At 67.3% G+C, this 18,129-nt stretch carries 18 protein-coding genes; 10 read left to right on the forward strand and 8 right to left on the reverse strand.

Annotated elements, in window-relative coordinates; all coding sequences use genetic code 11:
• Position 1: 1 nt before the first annotated feature.
• Positions 2-1,810 (reverse strand): glycoside hydrolase family 15 protein, encoded by a 1,809-nt coding sequence (locus BLT71_RS18025; RefSeq protein WP_091723064.1) that lies wholly within the window; start codon positions 1,808-1,810, stop codon positions 2-4.
• A 70-nt stretch (positions 1,811-1,880) separates the two neighbouring features.
• On the opposite strand from BLT71_RS18025, the gene BLT71_RS18030 reads away from it, so the two are divergent.
• Together BLT71_RS18030 and BLT71_RS18035 are read left to right on the forward strand one after the other, a co-directional pair.
• Positions 1,881-2,609: a DUF72 domain-containing protein gene (locus BLT71_RS18030; protein ID WP_091723067.1), complete on the forward strand. Its 729-nt coding sequence runs from the start codon at positions 1,881-1,883 to the stop codon at positions 2,607-2,609.
• Between the two features lie 67 nt (positions 2,610-2,676).
• Positions 2,677-3,795 carry an App1 family protein gene (locus tag BLT71_RS18035; protein ID WP_091723069.1) on the forward strand — a complete coding sequence of 373 codons (1,119 nt, stop codon included), beginning with the start codon at positions 2,677-2,679 and terminating at the stop codon, positions 3,793-3,795.
• A gap of 26 nt (positions 3,796-3,821) precedes the next feature.
• Here the strand turns inward: BLT71_RS18035 and BLT71_RS18040 are convergent, their stop codons facing one another.
• The 3 genes from BLT71_RS18040 to BLT71_RS18050 form a co-directional block, all read right to left on the reverse strand.
• Positions 3,822-5,324, reverse strand: a complete 1,503-nt coding sequence (locus tag BLT71_RS18040) for a glycoside hydrolase family 1 protein (protein ID WP_091723072.1) — start codon at positions 5,322-5,324, stop codon at positions 3,822-3,824.
• A 109-nt stretch (positions 5,325-5,433) separates the two neighbouring features.
• A complete protein-coding gene (locus BLT71_RS18045; protein ID WP_091723075.1) occupies positions 5,434-5,811 on the reverse strand; it encodes a hypothetical protein in 378 nt (125 codons plus the stop codon).
• A gap of 68 nt (positions 5,812-5,879) precedes the next feature.
• Positions 5,880-6,254 carry a J domain-containing protein gene (locus BLT71_RS18050; protein WP_231994353.1) on the reverse strand — a complete coding sequence of 125 codons (375 nt, stop codon included), beginning with the start codon at positions 6,252-6,254 and terminating at the stop codon, positions 5,880-5,882.
• A 143-nt stretch (positions 6,255-6,397) separates the two neighbouring features.
• Here BLT71_RS18050 and BLT71_RS18055 point away from each other — a divergent pair, with 143 nt between their 5' ends.
• Positions 6,398-6,715, forward strand: a complete 318-nt coding sequence (locus tag BLT71_RS18055; RefSeq protein WP_091723077.1) for a MerR family transcriptional regulator — start codon at positions 6,398-6,400, stop codon at positions 6,713-6,715.
• Between the two features lie 6 nt (positions 6,716-6,721).
• Here the strand turns inward: BLT71_RS18055 and BLT71_RS18060 are convergent, their stop codons facing one another.
• The 4 genes from BLT71_RS18060 to BLT71_RS18075 form a co-directional block, all read right to left on the reverse strand.
• On the reverse strand, positions 6,722-7,582 hold the full coding sequence (locus BLT71_RS18060; protein ID WP_091723080.1) for a phosphatase PAP2 family protein: 861 nt from the start codon (positions 7,580-7,582) through the stop codon (positions 6,722-6,724).
• A gap of 48 nt (positions 7,583-7,630) precedes the next feature.
• The gene (locus BLT71_RS18065) at positions 7,631-9,550 is read right to left on the reverse strand and encodes a S8 family serine peptidase (protein ID WP_231994355.1); all 1,920 of its coding nucleotides are present in this window, start codon (positions 9,548-9,550) and stop codon (positions 7,631-7,633) included.
• A gap of 84 nt (positions 9,551-9,634) precedes the next feature.
• Positions 9,635-10,528, reverse strand: a complete 894-nt coding sequence (locus tag BLT71_RS18070) for an NAD-dependent epimerase/dehydratase family protein (RefSeq protein ID WP_091723083.1) — start codon at positions 10,526-10,528, stop codon at positions 9,635-9,637.
• Between the two features lie 27 nt (positions 10,529-10,555).
• Positions 10,556-11,149, reverse strand: a complete 594-nt coding sequence (locus BLT71_RS18075) for an adenylate kinase (RefSeq protein WP_091723085.1) — start codon at positions 11,147-11,149, stop codon at positions 10,556-10,558.
• A 281-nt stretch (positions 11,150-11,430) separates the two neighbouring features.
• On the opposite strand from BLT71_RS18075, the gene BLT71_RS18080 reads away from it, so the two are divergent.
• The 7 genes from BLT71_RS18080 (at position 11,431) to BLT71_RS18110 (ending at position 18,076) form a co-directional block, all read left to right on the forward strand.
• A complete protein-coding gene (locus BLT71_RS18080) occupies positions 11,431-12,174 on the forward strand; it encodes a GAF and ANTAR domain-containing protein (RefSeq protein WP_091723088.1) in 744 nt (247 codons plus the stop codon).
• Positions 12,175-12,220: 46 nt separating this feature from the next.
• Entirely contained in the window at positions 12,221-12,664 is a 444-nt protein-coding gene (locus tag BLT71_RS18085; RefSeq protein WP_091723090.1) for a response regulator transcription factor, read from the forward strand.
• Between the two features lie 22 nt (positions 12,665-12,686).
• On the forward strand, positions 12,687-13,685 hold the full coding sequence (locus BLT71_RS18090) for a phosphodiester glycosidase family protein (RefSeq protein WP_091723092.1): 999 nt from the start codon (positions 12,687-12,689) through the stop codon (positions 13,683-13,685).
• A 6-nt stretch (positions 13,686-13,691) separates the two neighbouring features.
• The gene (locus tag BLT71_RS18095; RefSeq protein ID WP_091723095.1) at positions 13,692-14,816 is read left to right on the forward strand and encodes a bifunctional glycosyltransferase family 2/GtrA family protein; all 1,125 of its coding nucleotides are present in this window, start codon (positions 13,692-13,694) and stop codon (positions 14,814-14,816) included.
• 76 nt (positions 14,817-14,892) lie between these two features.
• On the forward strand, positions 14,893-15,576 hold the full coding sequence (locus tag BLT71_RS18100; protein WP_091723098.1) for a DUF4956 domain-containing protein: 684 nt from the start codon (positions 14,893-14,895) through the stop codon (positions 15,574-15,576).
• Positions 15,573-16,355: a polyphosphate polymerase domain-containing protein gene (locus BLT71_RS18105; protein ID WP_091723100.1), complete on the forward strand. Its 783-nt coding sequence runs from the start codon at positions 15,573-15,575 to the stop codon at positions 16,353-16,355. The genes BLT71_RS18100 and BLT71_RS18105 overlap by 4 nt, the downstream gene beginning before the upstream one ends.
• Positions 16,356-16,474: 119 nt before the next feature.
• Positions 16,475-18,076 (forward strand): carbohydrate-binding domain-containing protein, encoded by a 1,602-nt coding sequence (locus BLT71_RS18110; protein ID WP_091723102.1) that lies wholly within the window; start codon positions 16,475-16,477, stop codon positions 18,074-18,076.
• The last annotated feature ends 53 nt before the right edge of the window (positions 18,077-18,129 follow it).

Raw genomic sequence — 18,129 nt, forward strand, 5'->3', positions numbered from 1 at the left:
CTCAGCGCCGCCCCGCCGACTCCGGCGGGATAGGGGTGTCACTCCGCCGAACGGTATCCTGATGCAGCTCCAAAGCGCTAGTCACAAGGGCAAAGTGGCTGAACGCCTGCGGGGTGTTGCCCAGCTGCCGGCCCGCGCGGACTGCCCATTCCTCGCTCAGGAGCCCCACGTCATTGCGCAGCTCCAGGAGCCGCTCGAACAGTTCGCGCGACTCCTCATGCCGGCCCGCGCCGAGCAGCGCCTCCACCAGCCAGAACGAGCACGCGAGGAAGACGCCCTCGCTCCCCGGCAGGCCGTCGTCGCTCTTTTCCGGACGGTAGCGCAGCACGAACCCGTCTTCGGTCAGCTCGCGCTGGATCGCCTCGATGGTCCCGATGACGCGGGGATCGTCCGGCGGCAGGAAGCCCACGCGCGGGATCAGCAGCAGGCTGGCATCAAGTTCCTGGCTGCCGTAGGACTGCACGAAGGTGTTGCGTTCGGCGTCGAATCCGTTGTCCATCACATCCCGGTGGATGGTGTCACGCAGCGCCTCCCACCGCTCCACCGGCCCCGGCAGCCCGGACTCCCTGACGCCCTTCACCATCCGGTCGGCGGCAACCCACGCCATGACCTTCGAGTGGGTGAAGTGACGGCGGGGGCCGCGCATTTCCCACAGCCCGTTGTCCGGCTGGTCCCAGATGGTTTCCAGGTGGGTCATCAGTGCGCACTGCAGGTCCCACGAATCGTCCGGATGCTTCAGCAGTGAATTGCGGGTCAGCGCCAGGCAGTCCAGCACCTCGCCCCACACGTCCAGCTGCAGCTGCTCGGCTGCCGCGTTGCCGATCCGCACGGGCGCCGAGTTTTCATATCCCCTGAGCCAGGGCAGCTCCAGCTCGGGCAGGCGCCGCTCGCCATGGATGCCGTACATGATCTGCAGGTCCGCGGGGTCCCCGGCCACCGCGCGCAGCAGCCATTCCCGCCAGGCCGCCGCTTCGGCGGTGTAGCCGGCGGCCAGGAGCGCCTGCAGCGTCATGGTGGCGTCCCGCAGCCAGCAGTACCGGTAATCCCAGTTGCGCGGACCCCCGGGCTGTTCGGGCAGGGAGGTGGTCACGGCAGCCACGATGCCGCCCGTTGGTGCGTAGGTGAGCGCCTTGAGGGTCACCAGCGAGCGCACCACCGCCTCCTGGTATTCGCCCTGAACCGTGCACTGCGTGGTCCAGCCGCGCCAGAAGGCGAAGGTGGTGTCCAGGACCTTTTCTGCGTCCACCGAGTGCGGACGGCCCACGTGGCTGGGAGCCCACGTGAGGACGAACGGGATGCGTTCTCCGGCGCTGACGGTGAAGTCGCCCACGGTGTGCATGTTCTCGCCGTGCACCTCCGCCGGCGTCACGAAGTAGGCAGCGTCCGGCCCGGCGATGGCGTGCAGGCCGTGCTTGTCCCGGCGTACCCACGGAACGATGTGGCCGTAGTCGAACCGCAGGACCAGCTCGCAGTGCATTTTCACGGTGCCGCTGACGCCCTCGACGATCCGCACGATGTCCGCCACGGAGTCACGCGGCGGCATGAAGTCGATGACCCGCACCGTTCCGTCGGGGGTGTCCCATTCGGTTTCCAGGATCAGGCTGCCGTCCCGGTATCCGCGCCGGGTGCACGGCCCGCCGCTTTCGGGTGCCAGCAGCCAGCGGCCGGCATCGGGCGTGTCCAGCAATGCGGTGAAGCAGGCCGGAGAGTCGAACCTGGGCAGGCACAGCCAGTCGATGGAACCTTCTTTGCTGATCAGCGCCCCGGTCTGAAGGTCGCCGACTACCGCATAATCTTCGATTCGCGCCATGACCTTACCCTGCCACAAACGTGCTCCCCGATCCGGGTAAACCGCAGGGGACCCGGTGTAGCCTGCAGGGGTGGCAGTCCATATCGGCACCTCAGGCTGGAGCTATGACCACTGGGAGAACGTCCTGTACCCGCCCGGCCTGCCGGCGAAGGACCGGCTGGCCCATTATGTCTCGCAGTTCAGCACCGTGGAGTTGAACGCCAGCTTCTACCGCTGGCCCCGGGACACGACCTTTGCCGGCTGGAACCGCCGGCTGCCCCCGGGCTTCAGCATGTCCGTCAAGGCTCCGCGCGGCCTGACGCACGCGCGGAAGCTGTACCAGCCCGAAGTCTGGGTGGACCGGATTGCCCGCTGCTGGCACGAACTCGGGGACAAGCGGGCGGTACTCCTGGTCCAGCTTCCGCCGCAGCTGGAGCGGGACGACGCCCGGCTGGATTACTTCCTGGCCGCCGTGCCCGAATGGATCCGGGTCACGGTGGAATTCCGCCACCCTACCTGGGACTGCCCGGAAGTCCTGGCCATCCTCGAGCGGCACGGCGCCGCCTACTGCATCATGAGCGGAGCCAATCTGCCGTGCCTGCTACAGACCACCGCCCCGTTCACCTACGTCCGGCTGCACGGGCCTGACCACCAGCACCTCTACGCCGGCTCCTATTCGGACGACGACCTCCACTGGTGGGCGGACAGGATCCGCGGCTGGGCAGCCAACGGACTGGACGTGTACGCCTATTTCAATAACGACGGCGGCGGTCACGCGGTGCACAACGCCCGGACCCTGCGCGCCATCCTGGGCGACTGACGTCATACATTGCCGCCGGCTCCCGCACACCGCCACATGGGCCGCCGCCCTGTGGCAGAGTGGAACCATGGACCCGGCGCCGCAGAACCCGACCCAGCCCGCAACCCAGCCCGCTTCCGGGCAGCCGGGACAGATTCCGGAGAGCCGGCCCGAGCTTGGCGGGAACCAGGCCTTCCGCCTGGCCCACCGCATCTCCGACGGGTTCAACAGCTTCCGGATCCGGCTCGCAAGGCGCTGGGACTTCGTGCCCCGGACCATTGCCTACCAGGGCTACGGATCCACCAGCCGCATCCGGGTCCTTGGCCGCGTGCTGATGACGCAGAAGCCGCTTCCCGGAAGCCAGGCCGAGCAGGAGGCAAAGAACGCTACCCAGAACGTCCGCGGCTGGCGCGCCTTTACCGGCGTGCCACTGCAGTTCACCGACGTCGAGATCACCATCGGCGATGTTGTCACCCACGTACAGGCGGACCGGGGCGGCCTGGTGGACACCGAGGTGGACGTCCAGTTGTCGCCGGGCTGGCACACAGCGACACTGCAGGCTGAGGGCACCGAGCCGGCTGAAGCCCTGATCCATGTCATTGCCCCTGACGTGAAGTTCGGCATCGTGTCCGATATTGATGACACCGTGATGGTGACGGCCCTGCCCCGTCCATTCCTGGCCCTGTGGAACACGTTCGTCCTCAGCGAGCGGGCCCGCATGGCAACGCCGGGGATGGCCGTGCTGCTGGACCGGCTGACCATCGAACATCCCGATGCCCCTGTCATTTACCTCTCCACCGGGCCGTGGAACGCTGCGCCCACCCTGGCCAGGTTCCTGGGCCGCAACATGTACCCATCCGGGCCGTTGCTGCTGACGGACTGGGGCCTGACGCAGGACCGCTGGTTCCGCAGCGGCCAGGACCACAAGCACCGCAACCTGGAACGGCTCAGCAAGGAGTTCCCGGACATGCGCTGGCTCCTCATCGGGGACAACGGCCAGCACGACGAAGCCATCTACTCCGGCTTCGCATCCGAGAACCCTGACAAGGTGGCGGCCATCGCCATCCGCCAACTGTCCGTCAGCGAGTCGGTTTTTGCCGGCGGCCACTCCGAGGACGGGGACCACACCGCGTCCAAGGTGCCGTGGATCTACTCCCCCGATGGGGCCGGCATGGCCAAGCAGCTGGGCATGCTGGACCTGCTCTAGGAAACCCGCTCCGCCTGAACGTGGAACTAGGCGGCGTCCTCCGGGATGACTGCCTGGGCGATTGCCGCACTTGCAGCCTGGAACAGGTCCCGCTCTTCAATGAGTTCCTGCAGCCAGAAGTAGGACGCCTTGGGGGTGCGCTCAAGGGTTTCGAAGTCCACGTGCAACAGCCCGAACGGCTGGTTGAAGCCTGCTGACCACTCAAAATTGTCCAGCAGTGACCAGACGTAGTAGCCGCGCAGGTCAACGGACTCCGCTTCGCCCCCGGGAGCGGTGGCGCGCAGGGCCGTCTCAAGGTGGTCCGAAAGGTACTTCAGGCGCCGCTCGTCCGGAATGAACCGGGTGTTGGTGGATTTGTCCCGGACGATGATGTCCTCGAAGCTTGCGCCGCCCTCGGTGAGGATGACGGGCGGGAGGTTGGGGTAGCGCTCAGCCATTTCCTTCAGCGCCACCCCGATGTACTCGGGCTTCACCGGCCAGCCGTAGGACGTGATGTCCGCTTCGGGCCAGGTTTCCACGTGGAAGGGCGTTCCGCCGCTGCCTGCCGCGCTCAGGTCGCTGCCCATGGCCTCGGCCATGCTGGCCGGGACTGCCCCGCCGCCGGGGCCCACGGCCACCTTGGTGGGCATGTAGTAGTTGAGCCCGTAGAAATCCAGCGGCTGGGAGATCAGCTGCATGTCCTCCTCGGGATGCTCAAAGGAGGAGAAGAACTTCGCGGCCCTGATGAGGTCCGGGTATTTTCCGGTGAGGACCGGATCAGCGTACAGCCGGTTCTGGGCGAGGTCCATGAGGCCGGCACTGATCCGGTCCAGCGGATTGATGGAGTTGGGGACCATGGGTGAGTAGACATTGGTCATCCCGATTTCGCCGGGGACCTTGGCGGCACGCAGCGCCTGCACGGCAAGTCCATGGCCCAGCAGCTGGTGGTGCACCGTGGGGAAGGCACCCAGCATCAGCTCCTTGCCCGGGGAGTGCAGGCCCAGCGTGTAGCCGTTGGTGGTAACGGTGGCCGGTTCGTTGATGGTGACCCAGCGGGCAACCCGGTCGCCGAACTTTTCCGCAAGGATGGCGGCATACTCCCCCAGCCGGTAGGCGGTGTCACGGTTCATCCAGCCGTCCGCCTCGTCCAGCGCGAGCGGCGTATCCCAGTGGTAGATGGTGGCCATTGGGGAGATTCCGTTGGCGAGGAGCTCGTCGAGGAGCCGGTCGTAGAACGCGAGGCCTGCACTGTTGGCGGGTCCGCGGCCGGTGGGCTGGATCCTCGGCCAGGCAAAGGAGAACCGGTACGAGTCCACTCCCAGCTGCTTCATGAGGGCAACGTCCTGCGGCATCCGGTGGTAGTGGTCCGTGGTCACCGCAGGGCTGTGGTCCTCCACGATCGCGCCTGGCTTGGCGGCGAAAACGTCCCAGCCTGCGGGACCGCGGCCGTCCTCGTCCAGGGCCCCCTCGATCTGGATGGCAGCGGTGGCGACGCCGAGCGTGAACCCCGGAGGAATGATTGCTGCGAGGTCCTTGGCGGAGATGTGCATCGGGCTGCCTTTGTGGTGATCGGCGGATAAGTACGTCTCAGGATGGCACAGCAAATGCCCTCTGACGAGGAACTGCTGCGGCGCCCGTCAGTGAGCCTGCTGCGGACGGCTACTGGGAGCCGAAGAGGAAATCCTTGGCGTGGGCCACGGCCTTCCGGAACGCATCATTGCGCAGGGTGACCAGGTGTTCGGGTTCGCCGTCGGCAGGTTCAAGGTAGGCGGTGTAACCCGGCCTCAGGACCCAGATGTCACCCCCAGGCGGCAGGTAGAAAACGCCGAAGGACCGCTGCTGCCTTTCATCCACGGTCCACACCGGCACCACAGCAAGGGCTGCGCCGGTTGACGGGTTGATCCACTGCGCCCGCGGCACCGGCTCCTCGTGGGCTTCAGGGTCCAGGAAGGGTGCCGTCCCTTTGCCCCACCGCTGTTCAAAGCGTTCATGGAACGCCGGGATCAGGTGTGAATCGTAACGCCGCCACTCGCTCATGCGGCTCTCTCCTTCCTCATTGTGTGTGAAGTTGTGTGTGCGTTGGATGCTTCCCCGGCTGCCGGGAGTCAGGCCCATGGCCCGCTCTCCCAGCGCACGGGCGTGACGCGGATGATGTCTCCGGGGGCTCCGCCGTTGCCGGGTACCTTCCGGACAGCGGCGGGCCGGGTTGTGGACAGGGGCTGGCCTGTCGATATGGTCTTGCCCGTCGACAAAGCCCGTTGCCGGTCATAGGCCGCCCGCCGGGCCGGGTCGTTCAGCACCCCGTAGGCGTCCATAATCCGCAGCAGCTCGTCGTGCGGCGTGCCCTGGGCGGGATCCGCCGGGCCGACGTCGGGATGGTGGGTGCGCATGAGGCCGCGGTAGGCCCGCGCAATGTCCAGACGGCCGGCGTCGGGCGGCACGTTCAGGATGGCGTAGTAGTCCGGAGGGCCGGCCATCATCGCCCACTCCTTGCAGCTTGTTGGTGCGGGGCAGGTGTTTCGAGTCTTCTTCTTACGGCGCAAGTTCTATGGTGGCTGATATAGATTTTTTATAGCACCCGTGAAAAACTGAAGCAAGACCGCACCGAATACCTGGAGGACGCATGGCCGAACCGCAGGTCCCCCCTTCCGCGCGGCCCGGTTCCACTGCGGTTTACGCCATTTCGGTAGCGGCCCGGCTCACCGGCACGGGCCAGCAGAACATCCGCCTTTACGAGACCAAGGGCCTGTTGACGCCGGCCCGGACCTCCGGCGGGACGCGACAGTACAGCGAGGATGACATCGCGGTGCTGCTGCGGATTGGCGAGCTGCTGGAACAGGGTCTGAACCTTGCCGGGGTAGCCATGGTGCTGGAACTCGAAGCCGCGAACCTGAAGCTGCACAGCGCCCTGAAGCGCGCCCGGCAGCGGCCGTCGGGCTGACCAGCCTCAGTCGCGCGGGGTTTCCGCCTTGGACAGCTCCCCCGTGACCCGTTCGCCCGGGACCCTCGCTGTCCGCCAGGTATCCAGCGCAATCACGCCGCCCAGGATCAGCAGCGAGAGCGAAAACGAGGCGAGGGTGTCGGTCAGCCAGTGGTAGCCCAGGTACAGCCTGCTCACCGACGCCAGCACGATGCCCACACCGGCACCGACGAACCCGAACACGGCAGCCCGGGTGTTCCTGCGGCGCGAAAAGATCAGGAAGGTGCCCACCAGCAGGAAGTCGCAGGCGCCCAGGACGTGGCCGGACGGGAAGGAAAAGGTGTGGTCGATTCCGAAGAGCATCGTGTCCTCCGGCGGGCGGGACCGCTGGACGATGTGCAGGATGATCTGCGAGATGATGACGCCGCTGAGCATTGCTGAAGCCAGCAGGATGGGGCGCCAGGCGTGCTTCGCCGCGAATCCCCACACCACGATGACCACCAGGACGATGATGGGCAGCGCGATGGGGCCAAAGACCACGGCCAGGAAGATCATGACGGCGGTGAGGGCGCCGGAGCGCTCCGTCAGCAGCCAGTCGCGGACCGGGCTGTCTGCCGCGGACAGGCCGTCCGCCTGCACCACGCTGACCAGGGTGGCGATGAACAGTGCCAGGCCAGCCACAGCCAGGATGACCGAGGCGCGGTAGAGGCCCCGCCGGTCCTCCGGTTCCACAAAGCGTTCCTCCACCACGAACTTGTCGTGGAAGGCCCGCCAGCGTCCGGGCTTCCTGCCGGCCGCCGAGCGGGACGTTCCGGAGCCTGCTGTTTCGTGCTGTGCCACCGTGGTGTCCGTCCTTGCCGCGTGGGTCAATGCCCAGTGAGTGTTCATCCAGCGCAGCTTCGATAAGAAGATTGCTTAGGGTGAAGATTATCGCTGCTAAAGGGATCCCGTGGTGAACTGCCAGCTCTTTCCGGCCAGCGGGTTCCCGGCAAGGTCGCGGATGGCCGTCCCGCCGGCAACGGTCACCGTGTATTTGGTCCGGGCGGCCAGCGGTTGCTGGGGGTCGAGGATCCACTGGTTGGTGGCGCCGTTCCGGGAAACCGTGGCGGCAACCAGGGCACCGGTGGCCGCGTTCCGCACTGTGAAGGAGGATCCGCCCACGCCCTGCACAGCCTCGCTGAAGGTGGCGGTGATGTTGTTCGCCCGCCGGACCAGCAGGGCGTTGCTGCCAGGGGTAAAGGCCGTGATTACAGGGGCGGGTCCGGTGGTGAACCGCCAGCTCGTGGTGCCCACGGGCGTCCCGGCGGCATCACGGATGGCCGTGGTGCCACCGGTCAGCGTGGCCGTGTAGGTACCGTCTGCCGGGAGGTTCACGGACGGGTCGAGTGTGGCTGTCCGGGTGGCGGCGTTGTAGGTGACGGTGGCGGGAATGGTGCCGCCGGCGGAGTTCTTCACTGTGAACGTTGCAGCGCCAACGCCCTGGACGGCGGCGCTGAAGGTTGCAGTCACGTTGGTTCCCGCGGCAACGGCCGTGGAGTTCGCGGCCGGGGACGCCGACGTCACGGCGGGCGCAGGAACCGGCGCGGGCGCAGGAACCGGCGCGGGCGCAGGAGCAGGAGCCGTACCTGCCGCGAAGAGCAGGCGGTTGGGTGTTCCGCCGGACGCTCCGCCGATCACCCCGGTTGTTGCGTTGGAAACCAGGGCCGCCGCCACCTGGGCCGGGGTGAGTGAACTGTTCTGGGACAGCAGCAGTGCCGCGGCTCCGGCAACGTGCGGGGAGGCCATGGACGTTCCGGACATTGATGCCGTGGCGCTGGTGGAGGTGTAGTACGCGGACGTGATGCCAACGCCCGGTGCGTAGAGGTCCACGCAGGGGCCGAAGTTGGAGAAGGCCGCCTGCCGGTCCGCGGAATCGCTGGCCGCTACGGTGATGGCCGCGGGCACCCGGGCCGGCGAACTGCCGCAAGCGTCCACGGCGGAATTGCCCGCGGCAACCACTGCCGCGACGCCGTCGTCCATCACTGCCTGGATGGCCGCGTCCACGGCCGTGCTGGCCGTGCCGCCCAGGCTGAGGTTGACCACTGCCGGGGCGCCGGCGGGGTGGTTGGCGGCCACCCAGTCGAGTCCCGCCACAACATCGGAGTTATGCCCGGAACCGCTGCAGTCCAGCACGCGCACGGGCACTACTGTGGCGGCTTTGGCCACACCGTAGGTGGAGCCGGCGACGGTACCGGCAACGTGCGTGCCGTGGCCGTTACAGTCCCCGGAGCCCAGGCCGTCATTCACAGCGGTCCATCCGGCCGCCACCCGCCCGCCGAACTCGGCATGCTGGGCCAGGACCCCGGTGTCCACCACGTACGCCGTCACGCCGGAACCGGTGGCCGTCCAGGTGTAGGAGCCGGACAGCGGCAACGGCCGCTGGTCCACGCGGTCAAGCCCCCAGGGCGCGGGCTGCTGCGACCCCGCGAGGCTGACCGGCGCGTCCGGTTCCACAGAGGCGACGCGTGCGGACCGCGCCAGCGCCGCGGCCTGGGCCGGATTGGCGGTAACGACGGCGGCCCGCACCGCGTGCGTGAAGGTGCGCCCGACGCCGATGCCCTGCTTCCGCAGGCCGGCCGCCTCTGCGTCGACGTCCGTGGCGGCCCGGTACTGGACGATGTAGCGTACGGCCGCGCCGGGATCCGTCGTGGGCGCGGCGCCCGCCGGCCCGGCCGTCACCAGGGCCGAGGCGGAAAGGACGGCAAGACCTGCGACGGCGGAGAACAGGACTGCAGCGGAGGGCAGCGCAAAGAATGGGGTACGGATGGCGGGGTCCTTGGAATTTGGCTGATCGGCGGGCCGGGGAAGCGCCGCCACTACCAAAAGGATAGGAGCCCGTTGCGACGCGCCGCGGCGTCCTTGCAGGATCCTGCGCGAACCCTTGGGGGTTCCTGCGGAGACTCAGTCCTCCTGGTCTCCGGCACCCCCATCGGCGCCCGCTGCGCCCGCGCCCTGGTGGTCGCGCCAGCTGTGCTCGGGCTCGAATCCGAGGAGCCGCCGGGCCTTGTCGATGGACAGCATGGTTTCGTGCTCGCCGAGATCCTTGGTGACCTTGACGACGGGGAAGACCTCTGCGGCGAGGCTGGCGCTGGACCGGCTCATGACGGTGTCCGCGTTGGCCACGATGAACGCTTCGAACCCCGGCTTTCCGTTCTCGAGTGCCTTCACTACCGCCAGCGCGCCGTCGCGTCCGTCGATGTAGCCCCAGAGGTTCCACTTGCGCAGCATCGCGTCGGAGTCGAAGGACGGGAACCGCTCATAGTCTTCGATGTCCATGACGTTTGAGAACCGCAGTCCCACGATGCTGAGGTCCGGGTCCCAGCGGGTCATTTCCACGGCCATCTGCTCTTCCAGCTTCTTGACCAGGGAGTACGTGCTTTCGGGCCGGGCCGGGTACTCCTCGTCCACGGGAATGTAGGGCGGGTCGACGTCGAACGGCAGCCCAAGCACCGTCTCGCTGGAGGCGTACACCACCTTCTTTATCCCGGCGCGGCGCGCGGCCTGGAAGACGTTGTAGGTGGAGAGCATGTTGTTCTCGAACGTGGCGGCGTCCGGAAGGATGCCCGGAGCCGGTATGGCACCAAGGTGCACCACGGCGTCGAACCCGTCGTGGCGGTCATCCACGCCCAGCAGGGCGTCCAGCACCTGGCCGTAGTTGCGCAGGTCCACCACCAGGAGCCCTGGGCTGCGTGTTCCCGCCCGGTCCAGGGTGAGGACCTGGTGGCCGTCATCCGTGAGGCGGCGGACCACATGCCGGCCGAGTTTTCCGTTTCCGCCGGTGACGGCAATCTTCATGGGGGTGTCCTTTTCTGGTGGGGCCGGTCAGGTGCGGGGAGGGAAAGAGGCCAGGAATTTTTCGACGGCGGCGATGGCCTGGGCGGTGATCTCCCCGGGGTCTCCGGTGCCGTCCACGGACACCAACAGTCCGCGGCCCGCATAGGCCGAGACTACTTCATGCGTTTCCGTGTGGTAGAGCTCCAGCCGGCGGCGGAACACCTCCTCGGTGTCATCCGAGCGGCCCTGCTCCTGTGCCCGCCGGTGCATGCGCTGCTCGAGTTCGGCGTCGGGTGCCAGCAGTTCAATGACGGCATCCAGTACCCGGCCCTGCTCGGCCAGCATGCTGTCCAGCTCCGCCACCTGCGGCGGGGTGCGGGGATAGCCGTCCAGCAGGAAACCGGAACGGACGTCCGTGTCCTGCAGCCGGTCCCTGACGAGCGCATTGGTGAGGTGGTCCGGAACGAAACTGCCGCCGTCGAGATATCCCGCGGCCTGGCGGCCAAGCTCCGTTTCCCTGCTCACGTTGCTGCGGAAAATGTCGCCCGTGGAGACGGCCGGAACGTTGAAGTGACGGGCAAGGTGTTCGGCCTGCGTCCCCTTGCCCGAACCCGGCGGACCGATGATGAGCAGTCTGGTCATGTTCGCGTCCCTCCGGCGAAGTGTCCGTTGGCGTCCGGTTGCCACCGCAGCCGCGGCGACCGCTTCATTCTGCCGGGAACACCCCGCGTCCGCCAGTGGTGGGGGCGCGGAAACATGACACTTTCGCCTGCAAAGCCATGTATATACTTCTGAATATCGGTTTAGCAGCAGGCCGTTGGAAAGTTCGTCGATCCAGCGACCTGAACCCCTTCCGGCTTTCCGCCGGCCGGTGTCCATGTTGCCTGGCTCGTTTTGACCTGAGCGAATGGCACCAGAGAATCGTGGCCAGCGAGTCAACAGCTAAAACCGATACATCCATCACTGAACACCTGCACGAGCTGGTCCTCAGCAGCTCCGACGTTGAGGACTTCCTTAATGAACTGGCGCAGGTGTCCGCACGCAATCTTTCCGAACCCGGCGACGAGATTTTGTGCGCCATCGCGCTGCTGCGGCAGCGCAAGCCCGCAACCGTGGCCAGCAGCAGCCCGGAAGCCGCATCGCTCGGCCTCCTCGAGCACCAGTACCCGGAGACGCCCAGCCTGACGGCGTCCTTGGAGAAGGTGACAGTGCATGTGCCGGACCTGGAAAAGGACGGCAGCTGGCCGGAGTATGCCGAGGCCGTCCTGGGCCAGGGGATCCGTTCTGTGCTTGCACTGCCGTTCCGGCTGGAGGGCGAAACCAAGGCCGCCCTGCTCCTGTATTCGCGGCGGCCGCACCGTTTCGAGGGGCGGGCGCTCAAGTTCGCCGAGGATTTCGTCGGCCAGACATCGCTGGCCCTCCGCCTGGCGGTGCGCTTTGCCCACTACAGCGAGACGGCGGCAAACCTGCGCGCCACGCTTGAATCCCGGACCGTGATCGATATGGCCGTGGGCATCATCATGGCGCAGAACCGGTGCAGCCAGCAGGACGCCTTCGATATCCTCAAGACCGCTTCCAGCACCCGCAACTCCAAACTGCACGAGGTGGCCAGCGCGGTGGTCAACTCCCTGGGCCAGGGGCCGGCGAAGACACACTACGACGGCTAGCCCCGCCACGCTAGACTGATGCCATCTTTTGGCCTGGGGGGCTTCGATGGAACAACAACGTGTCTGCCTTGTGGTGGAGGACAACGACGATATCCGCGGTCTCATCACCGTGGTCCTGACGCGCGCCGGATTCGAGGTGCGGGCAGTGGCGAGCGGTGCTGAGGGCATCGCCGCCGCAGCCGACCCGTCGGTTTCGCTGGTAACGCTGGACCTTGGGCTGCCGGACATGGACGGCCACGTGGTGGCGCGGGCCGTCCGGGCGCTGAGCAAGGCGCCGCTGCTGTTCCTGACCGCCCGCTCCGAAGAGGACGATGTCCTGGCCGGGATGGCCTCGGGCGCAGCCGCCTACCTCACCAAGCCCTTCCACCCGCAGGAACTCAAGGACCTGGCCAACCGGCTTTGCCCCGCTGCGCCTGCCCCGGCGGCCTCCAGCCCAGAGGCTCCCCACATTTCACAGGCCAATCACATCAACGGCAAATCCTTCTGCTAACTTGCCTCCGTAGAAATGGGGCATGACATCCCAGCAGACCACCAAACGTAAACCAGGCCGCGTCAGGCGAGCCGTCATCGCCGGGGCCGTAGCCCTTACTCTTTCCGCCGGCGGCGCCACCGCCTGGGCGCTGGACCGGTTCGTGGTCCAGCATGTGGAGATTTCGGACGTCTCCGCATACCAAGCCAGCCAGGCCAGGACCGCCCAAAGCGGCACTGCCGAGTCCGGCACCACCACCGCGTCCAGCGACGGATCCGGAACCGCAGCAGTCACCACTGATACGTCCTACACGTCGGATGCGTCCAACATCAGCATCTCCACGGTGACCACCGGCAGCGGCGACAGCGCCGTCACGTACTACGTTGCCGACGTCGTGCTCGATGACGCCACCACGCTGCAGTCCGCCTTCGCCAACGACAGTTTCGGCGAGAACATCACCGAAACCACCTCCGCCATCGCCGAGGCGAACAACGCCATCTTCGCCATCAACGGCGATTACTACGGGTTCCGGGACACCGGCATCGTGATCCGCAACGGCGTGGTGTTCCGCGACGAAGGCGCCCGGCAGGGCCTCGCCTTCTACCGCGACGGCACGGTCAAGGTCTACGACGAAACCAGCACCACCGCCGAACAATTACTGGCGGACGGCGTCTGGAACACCCTCTCCTTCGGCCCGTCACTCCTCGACAACGGTGAGGTGGCTTCCGGCATCGAAGACGTGGAGGTGGACACCAACTTCGGCAACCACTCCATCCAGGGCGAGCAGCCGCGCACCGCCGTGGGCATCATCGATGAAAACCACCTGGTGTTCGTGGTGGTGGATGGCCGCAGCCCCGGCTACAGCGCCGGCGTCACCATGACCGGCCTGGCCGAAATCATGCAGGGCCTGGGTGCCACCACCGCGTACAACATCGACGGCGGCGGATCGTCCACCATGTACTTCAACGGCGGGCTGGTCAACAACCCGCTGGGCGAGAACAAGGAACGCGGCACCTCCGACATTCTCTACATCGCCGGGTAGGCGGCCATGATCATCCTGATCCCGGCCTACGAACCGGACCACCACTTGCCCGCCCTGATCCGCCGGATCCGCGCCGCCGAGCCGTGGACCGCCGTCGTGGTGGTTGATGACGGCAGCGGCCCCGCCTACAAGGGCGTGTTCGACGACCTCAGGGCACTGGGGTGCCATGTCCTCGGCTACGCCCGCAACAGGGGAAAGGGCTTCGCCCTGAAGGCCGGCTTCGGCTTCATCGCGGACAGCCTGCCCGGCCATGACGTGGTGTGTGCGGACAGCGACGGCCAGCACACGGTGACGGACATCCTCAGGGTGGCCGGCAAGGTGCACGGGAACGGCAGTGACCAGCGCGGCGCGGCCACCATGGTGCTCGGCAGCAGGAGCTTCACAGGGGATGTGCCTGCCCGCAGCCGCCTCGGCAACACGGCCACCAGGGCGCTGTTCACCCTGGCCACCGGCGAGCGCATCCCGGACACCCAAACCGGGCTCCGCGGCTACCCGGCCGCCTTGCTCCCGTGGCTCCGGTCAGTCCGCGGCGACCGGTACGAGTACGAGCTGAACCTGTTGCTGGAAGCGAAGAACGCCGGCTACTCCATCCAGTCCCTGGACATCGCCACCGTGTACCTGGACCACAACTCCGGTTCCCATTTCCGCCCGCTGGCAGACTCCGTGCGCATCTACGCCCCGCTCCTGAAGTTCCTCGGTTCATCGTTCGCGGCGTTCCTGGTGGACACAACGGTGTTCCTGCTGCTCACTGTGCTGGTGGATTCGTTGCTCCTGGCCGTGCTGGGGGCCCGGGCAGTGAGTTCCGCGGTGAACTTCCTGGTGAACCGCCATGTGGTGTTCGAACACGGCAGGCAACGCCCGGCCCGGTCCGCGGGGCTCCGCTATTTCAGCCTGGTGGCGGTACTCCTCGTCGCCAACGTTGCGCTGATCTGGGCCCTCGAGGCGATTGCCGTGCCGGCCCTGGCGGCCAAGATCCTGGCCGAAATCATGCTGCTCGCCATCAGCTTCTCCATACAGCAGCGCTGGCTTTTCGCCCGGAAGCAGGATCGTCTTCCTGCCGCAGAACCCGCACGCGAAGAGGCTGGGAAGGCTGCCGGCAAATCCCCCTCCGAAGCTCATATATCCGGCTAGGTTCCGTCACAGCACCTGCACAGTATGGCCGGGCATCGTAAGAAACAGCCCACCGAAAAACATTCCGGAGAATCCCATGAACCTCATTTTCATCCTCGCCGACCTGGCAGCCATCAGCATCCTCACCTTCGCCCTCTACCTCCGCCGCCACCGCCGGCGCGACCTGGTGGTCTCCTACCTCGGCATGAACGTGGGGGTCCTGGCCGTCGCCACTGCACTGTCCGGCTCAGCGGCCGGACTGGGACTGGGACTGGGACTGTTCGGCGTCCTGTCCATCATCAGGCTCCGCTCCACCGAACTGGCCCAGCACGAGGTGGCCTACTACTTCTCGGCACTGGCCCTGGGCCTGATCGCCGGGCTCGGGATCGAGCCGCTCTGGCTGACCGTTTCGCTGATGGCCCTGATCCTGCTGGTGATGTTCGTGGGCGACCACCCCAAGGTCCTGCCGGCGCACCGCCACCAGACAGTCATCCTGGACCGGGCCATCGCCGAAGACGGCGAGCTGTACGCCCGGCTGGAGGAAGTGCTGCACGGAAAGGTCCACTCCGCCACCATCCAGCAGCTGGACCTGGTCAATGACAAGACCATCGTGGACGTCCGCTACGCCTACTCCCCCGCCGCCTACCCCGCCCCTTCCGTCACGGGAACCCTCACGGGATATACGACGACGGCGCCGGCCACAGCAGGCACCATCCCCGCCGCTGAGTACATCCCCAGCCCGGAGCAGCTTCCCGGCCACGTCCAGGCAGGCGTGCGATGAACCTCGCGGGCGCCGCCGTCGGGAATCTCCATCTCTTCCCCTCCGTGGGACTGGATGAACTGAACGCGGAGGCCGCACTCCAGACCCGCGTGGACCGCAAATACGTACTGGCCACCGGGACCGCGCGGCACCTGCTGGCCACCTTCGGGGCGGACATGCGGGTCCTGGAAATGGACGGAGCCCGCAGCTTCGCCTACGACTCCGTCTACTTCGACACCGCCGCCCTGGACAGCTACCTGCTGGCAGCCCGCGGCCGGCGCCGCCGCTACAAGATCCGCACGCGGACCTACGTGGACAGCGCCATCAGCTTCCTGGAAGTCAAAACCGAAGGCGCCCGGGAAGCCACCGTCAAGGAACGCATTCCATACCTGCCCGAGGACCGTTCACGGCTGACTGCCGAGGGGCTGGACTATGTTCGGGAAACCCTGGCCGCCGCGGTGGGGTCAGTCCCCGCCGGAACCCTGGAACCCGTCCTCGAAACCCGGTACCAGCGGACCACCTTCTACCTCCAGGAGTCCGGCAGCCGCGCCACCATCGATACCGGTGTGACGTGGCAGCGGCCAGGCCGGGAGCCGTGGCTCCTGCACGACGCCGTCATCCTCGAGACCAAGTCCGGTTCCACCGCCGGGCCGCTGGACCGGCACCTGTGGGCAGCCGGCGTCAGGCCGTCCCGGATCTCCAAGTTCGCCACCGGGATGGCCGCCCTCCGGCCAGAGCTTCCCGCCAACCGCTGGAACCGCACCTTGTCCCGCAGCCTCCCCCTCCGCCCAGCCGCCTGAGAGGCCCACCTCCGACCCGCCTGACTGGGCGCCTGGTTGACCGCCTGGCCAACAGCACGCTGCCCGGCACACCATCCTGCACGCCTTACCACCCGCTCTCCCCCACCCAAGGACACTCCATGAAAAGCCTCCGCACTTACCTTTCCGTTGCCGCCATGGCAGCCGCCATCGGCCTGGCCGGCTGCTCCGTGGCCGGCACGTCCCCCACCGGCATCACCGGCACCTCAAGCACCGGTTCCTCCAGTTCGGCCTCCTCCAGCTCCGCCGGCACCACCACGGCGGTGTCACTGGACACGCTTGCCCAGGACACCCACTTCGACGGCGACGACCTCATCTGGGATGCCGCCTCCGAAGTAGCCGTGACCTTGGCGGACGGCGCCAGTGCCGTGGCATCCGGGTCGTCATCCGGCGTCTCGGTGAACGGCGACACTGTCACCATCAGCGCCGCGGGCACCTACCGCCTCAGCGGGTCGCTCACCGACGGCAGGATCGTGGTGGCCGCGGGCGAGGAGGACACCGTCCGCATCATCCTGGACGGCGCCACCCTGGCAAACTCCACGGGGTCCCCCTTCGTGGTGGAAAGCGCAGACGAGGCGATCGTCTACCTGGCGGACGGCACCAATAACTCGATCAGCGACGCCGCCACCTACTCCGATCAGGGAACGGACGCCCCCAACGCCGCCCTCTATTCCAAGGCGGACCTCACTGTTGCCGGCCCGGGCACCCTGGCCGTGGACGGCAACTACAACGACGGCATCTCCAGCAAGGACGGGCTGGTCCTGGCCGGCGGCACCGTGACGGTGGACGCGGCAGACGACGGCATCGTGGGCAAGGACTACGCCGTGCTGCTGGACGGCGCCTACCAGGTGACCGCGGCCGACGACGGCTTCAAGTCCGACAATGACACCGACGAGGGCCGCGGCTGGGTCCTCATCAATGGCGGCACCCTCACCGTGTCGGCCGGCGATGACGGGGTCAAGGCCTTCAACACCCTCACCATCGCCGCCGGCGACACCACCGTCAAGGAATCCGAGGAGGGCCTGGAGGCCCAGCACATAGTAGTGTCCGGCGGCACCGCCAACATCACCTCCAACGACGACGGCGTGAACGCCTCGGGCGGCAGCAGCACGGCTTCTTCGGGTACAGGAGCAGGCGGCGGCATGGGCGGCGGCAGCATGGAAGCGGGCGATTACACCGTGGACATCAGCGGCGGCCTGCTGACCATCAATGCGCAGGGCGACGGCCTCGACTCCAACGGCAACGCCACTATTTCCGGCGGCACCGTGGTAGTCAACGGCCCCACGAACGACGGGAACGGTGCCCTGGACGTCAACGGCGAACTAGCCGTATCCGGCGGAACCGTGGCCGCTGCCGGCAGCGCCGGCATGGCGGTCACCCCCGGGGCGTCCTCCACCCAGTCCGGCGTGCAGGTGACGCTCGGCTCGTCCGTCCCGGCCGGCACCGTCATCCAGATCGCCGATCCGTCCGGGACCGTGGTGGCAGCGTTCGTCACCACCAAGGCCGCTGCGTCGCTGGTCTTCTCCTCAGCGGCAATCACCGCGGGCACGGAATACACCGTCTACACCGGGGGCACGGCAACGGTGAGCGCGGGCCTGGGCGAGGGCTCGCTCGACGGCGCCACGAAGGTTGATACCGTCACCGCCGGCGAATACACGGCGGAGCAGGGCCCCGGCGGCGGAGGCGGCGGCTTCCGGCGGTAGGCCCCGGCTCACTTCCCACGCATCCGGTCCTGCCAACGTCCGGCGACGGCGGT

This window comes from Pseudarthrobacter equi (assembly GCF_900105535.1).
Lineage (GTDB): Bacteria > Actinomycetota > Actinomycetes > Actinomycetales > Micrococcaceae > Arthrobacter > Arthrobacter equi.

Bases quoted from the DNA above. Each gene is read 5' to 3' on its own strand.
- BLT71_RS18100 (WP_091723098.1), top strand. From the start codon at position 14,893: ATGAACCTCATTTTCATCCTCGCCGACCTGGCAGCCATCAGCATCCTC.
- BLT71_RS18040 (WP_091723072.1), bottom strand. From the start codon at position 5,324: ATGCACATCTCCGCCAAGGACCTCGCAGCAATCATTCCTCCGGGGTTC.
- BLT71_RS18090 (WP_091723092.1), top strand. From the start codon at position 12,687: ATGACATCCCAGCAGACCACCAAACGTAAACCAGGCCGCGTCAGGCGA.
- BLT71_RS18095 (WP_091723095.1), top strand. From the start codon at position 13,692: ATGATCATCCTGATCCCGGCCTACGAACCGGACCACCACTTGCCCGCC.
- BLT71_RS18055 (WP_091723077.1), top strand. From the start codon at position 6,398: ATGGCCGAACCGCAGGTCCCCCCTTCCGCGCGGCCCGGTTCCACTGCG.
- BLT71_RS18035 (WP_091723069.1), top strand. From the start codon at position 2,677: ATGGACCCGGCGCCGCAGAACCCGACCCAGCCCGCAACCCAGCCCGCT.
- BLT71_RS18045 (WP_091723075.1), bottom strand. From the start codon at position 5,811: ATGAGCGAGTGGCGGCGTTACGATTCACACCTGATCCCGGCGTTCCAT.
- BLT71_RS18075 (WP_091723085.1), bottom strand. From the start codon at position 11,149: ATGACCAGACTGCTCATCATCGGTCCGCCGGGTTCGGGCAAGGGGACG.
- BLT71_RS18105 (WP_091723100.1), top strand. From the start codon at position 15,573: ATGAACCTCGCGGGCGCCGCCGTCGGGAATCTCCATCTCTTCCCCTCC.
- BLT71_RS18085 (WP_091723090.1), top strand. From the start codon at position 12,221: ATGGAACAACAACGTGTCTGCCTTGTGGTGGAGGACAACGACGATATC.
- BLT71_RS18060 (WP_091723080.1), bottom strand. From the start codon at position 7,582: ATGAACACTCACTGGGCATTGACCCACGCGGCAAGGACGGACACCACG.
- BLT71_RS18050 (WP_231994353.1), bottom strand. From the start codon at position 6,254: ATGATGGCCGGCCCTCCGGACTACTACGCCATCCTGAACGTGCCGCCC.
- BLT71_RS18110 (WP_091723102.1), top strand. From the start codon at position 16,475: ATGAAAAGCCTCCGCACTTACCTTTCCGTTGCCGCCATGGCAGCCGCC.
- BLT71_RS18025 (WP_091723064.1), bottom strand. From the start codon at position 1,810: ATGGCGCGAATCGAAGATTATGCGGTAGTCGGCGACCTTCAGACCGGG.
- BLT71_RS18070 (WP_091723083.1), bottom strand. From the start codon at position 10,528: ATGAAGATTGCCGTCACCGGCGGAAACGGAAAACTCGGCCGGCATGTG.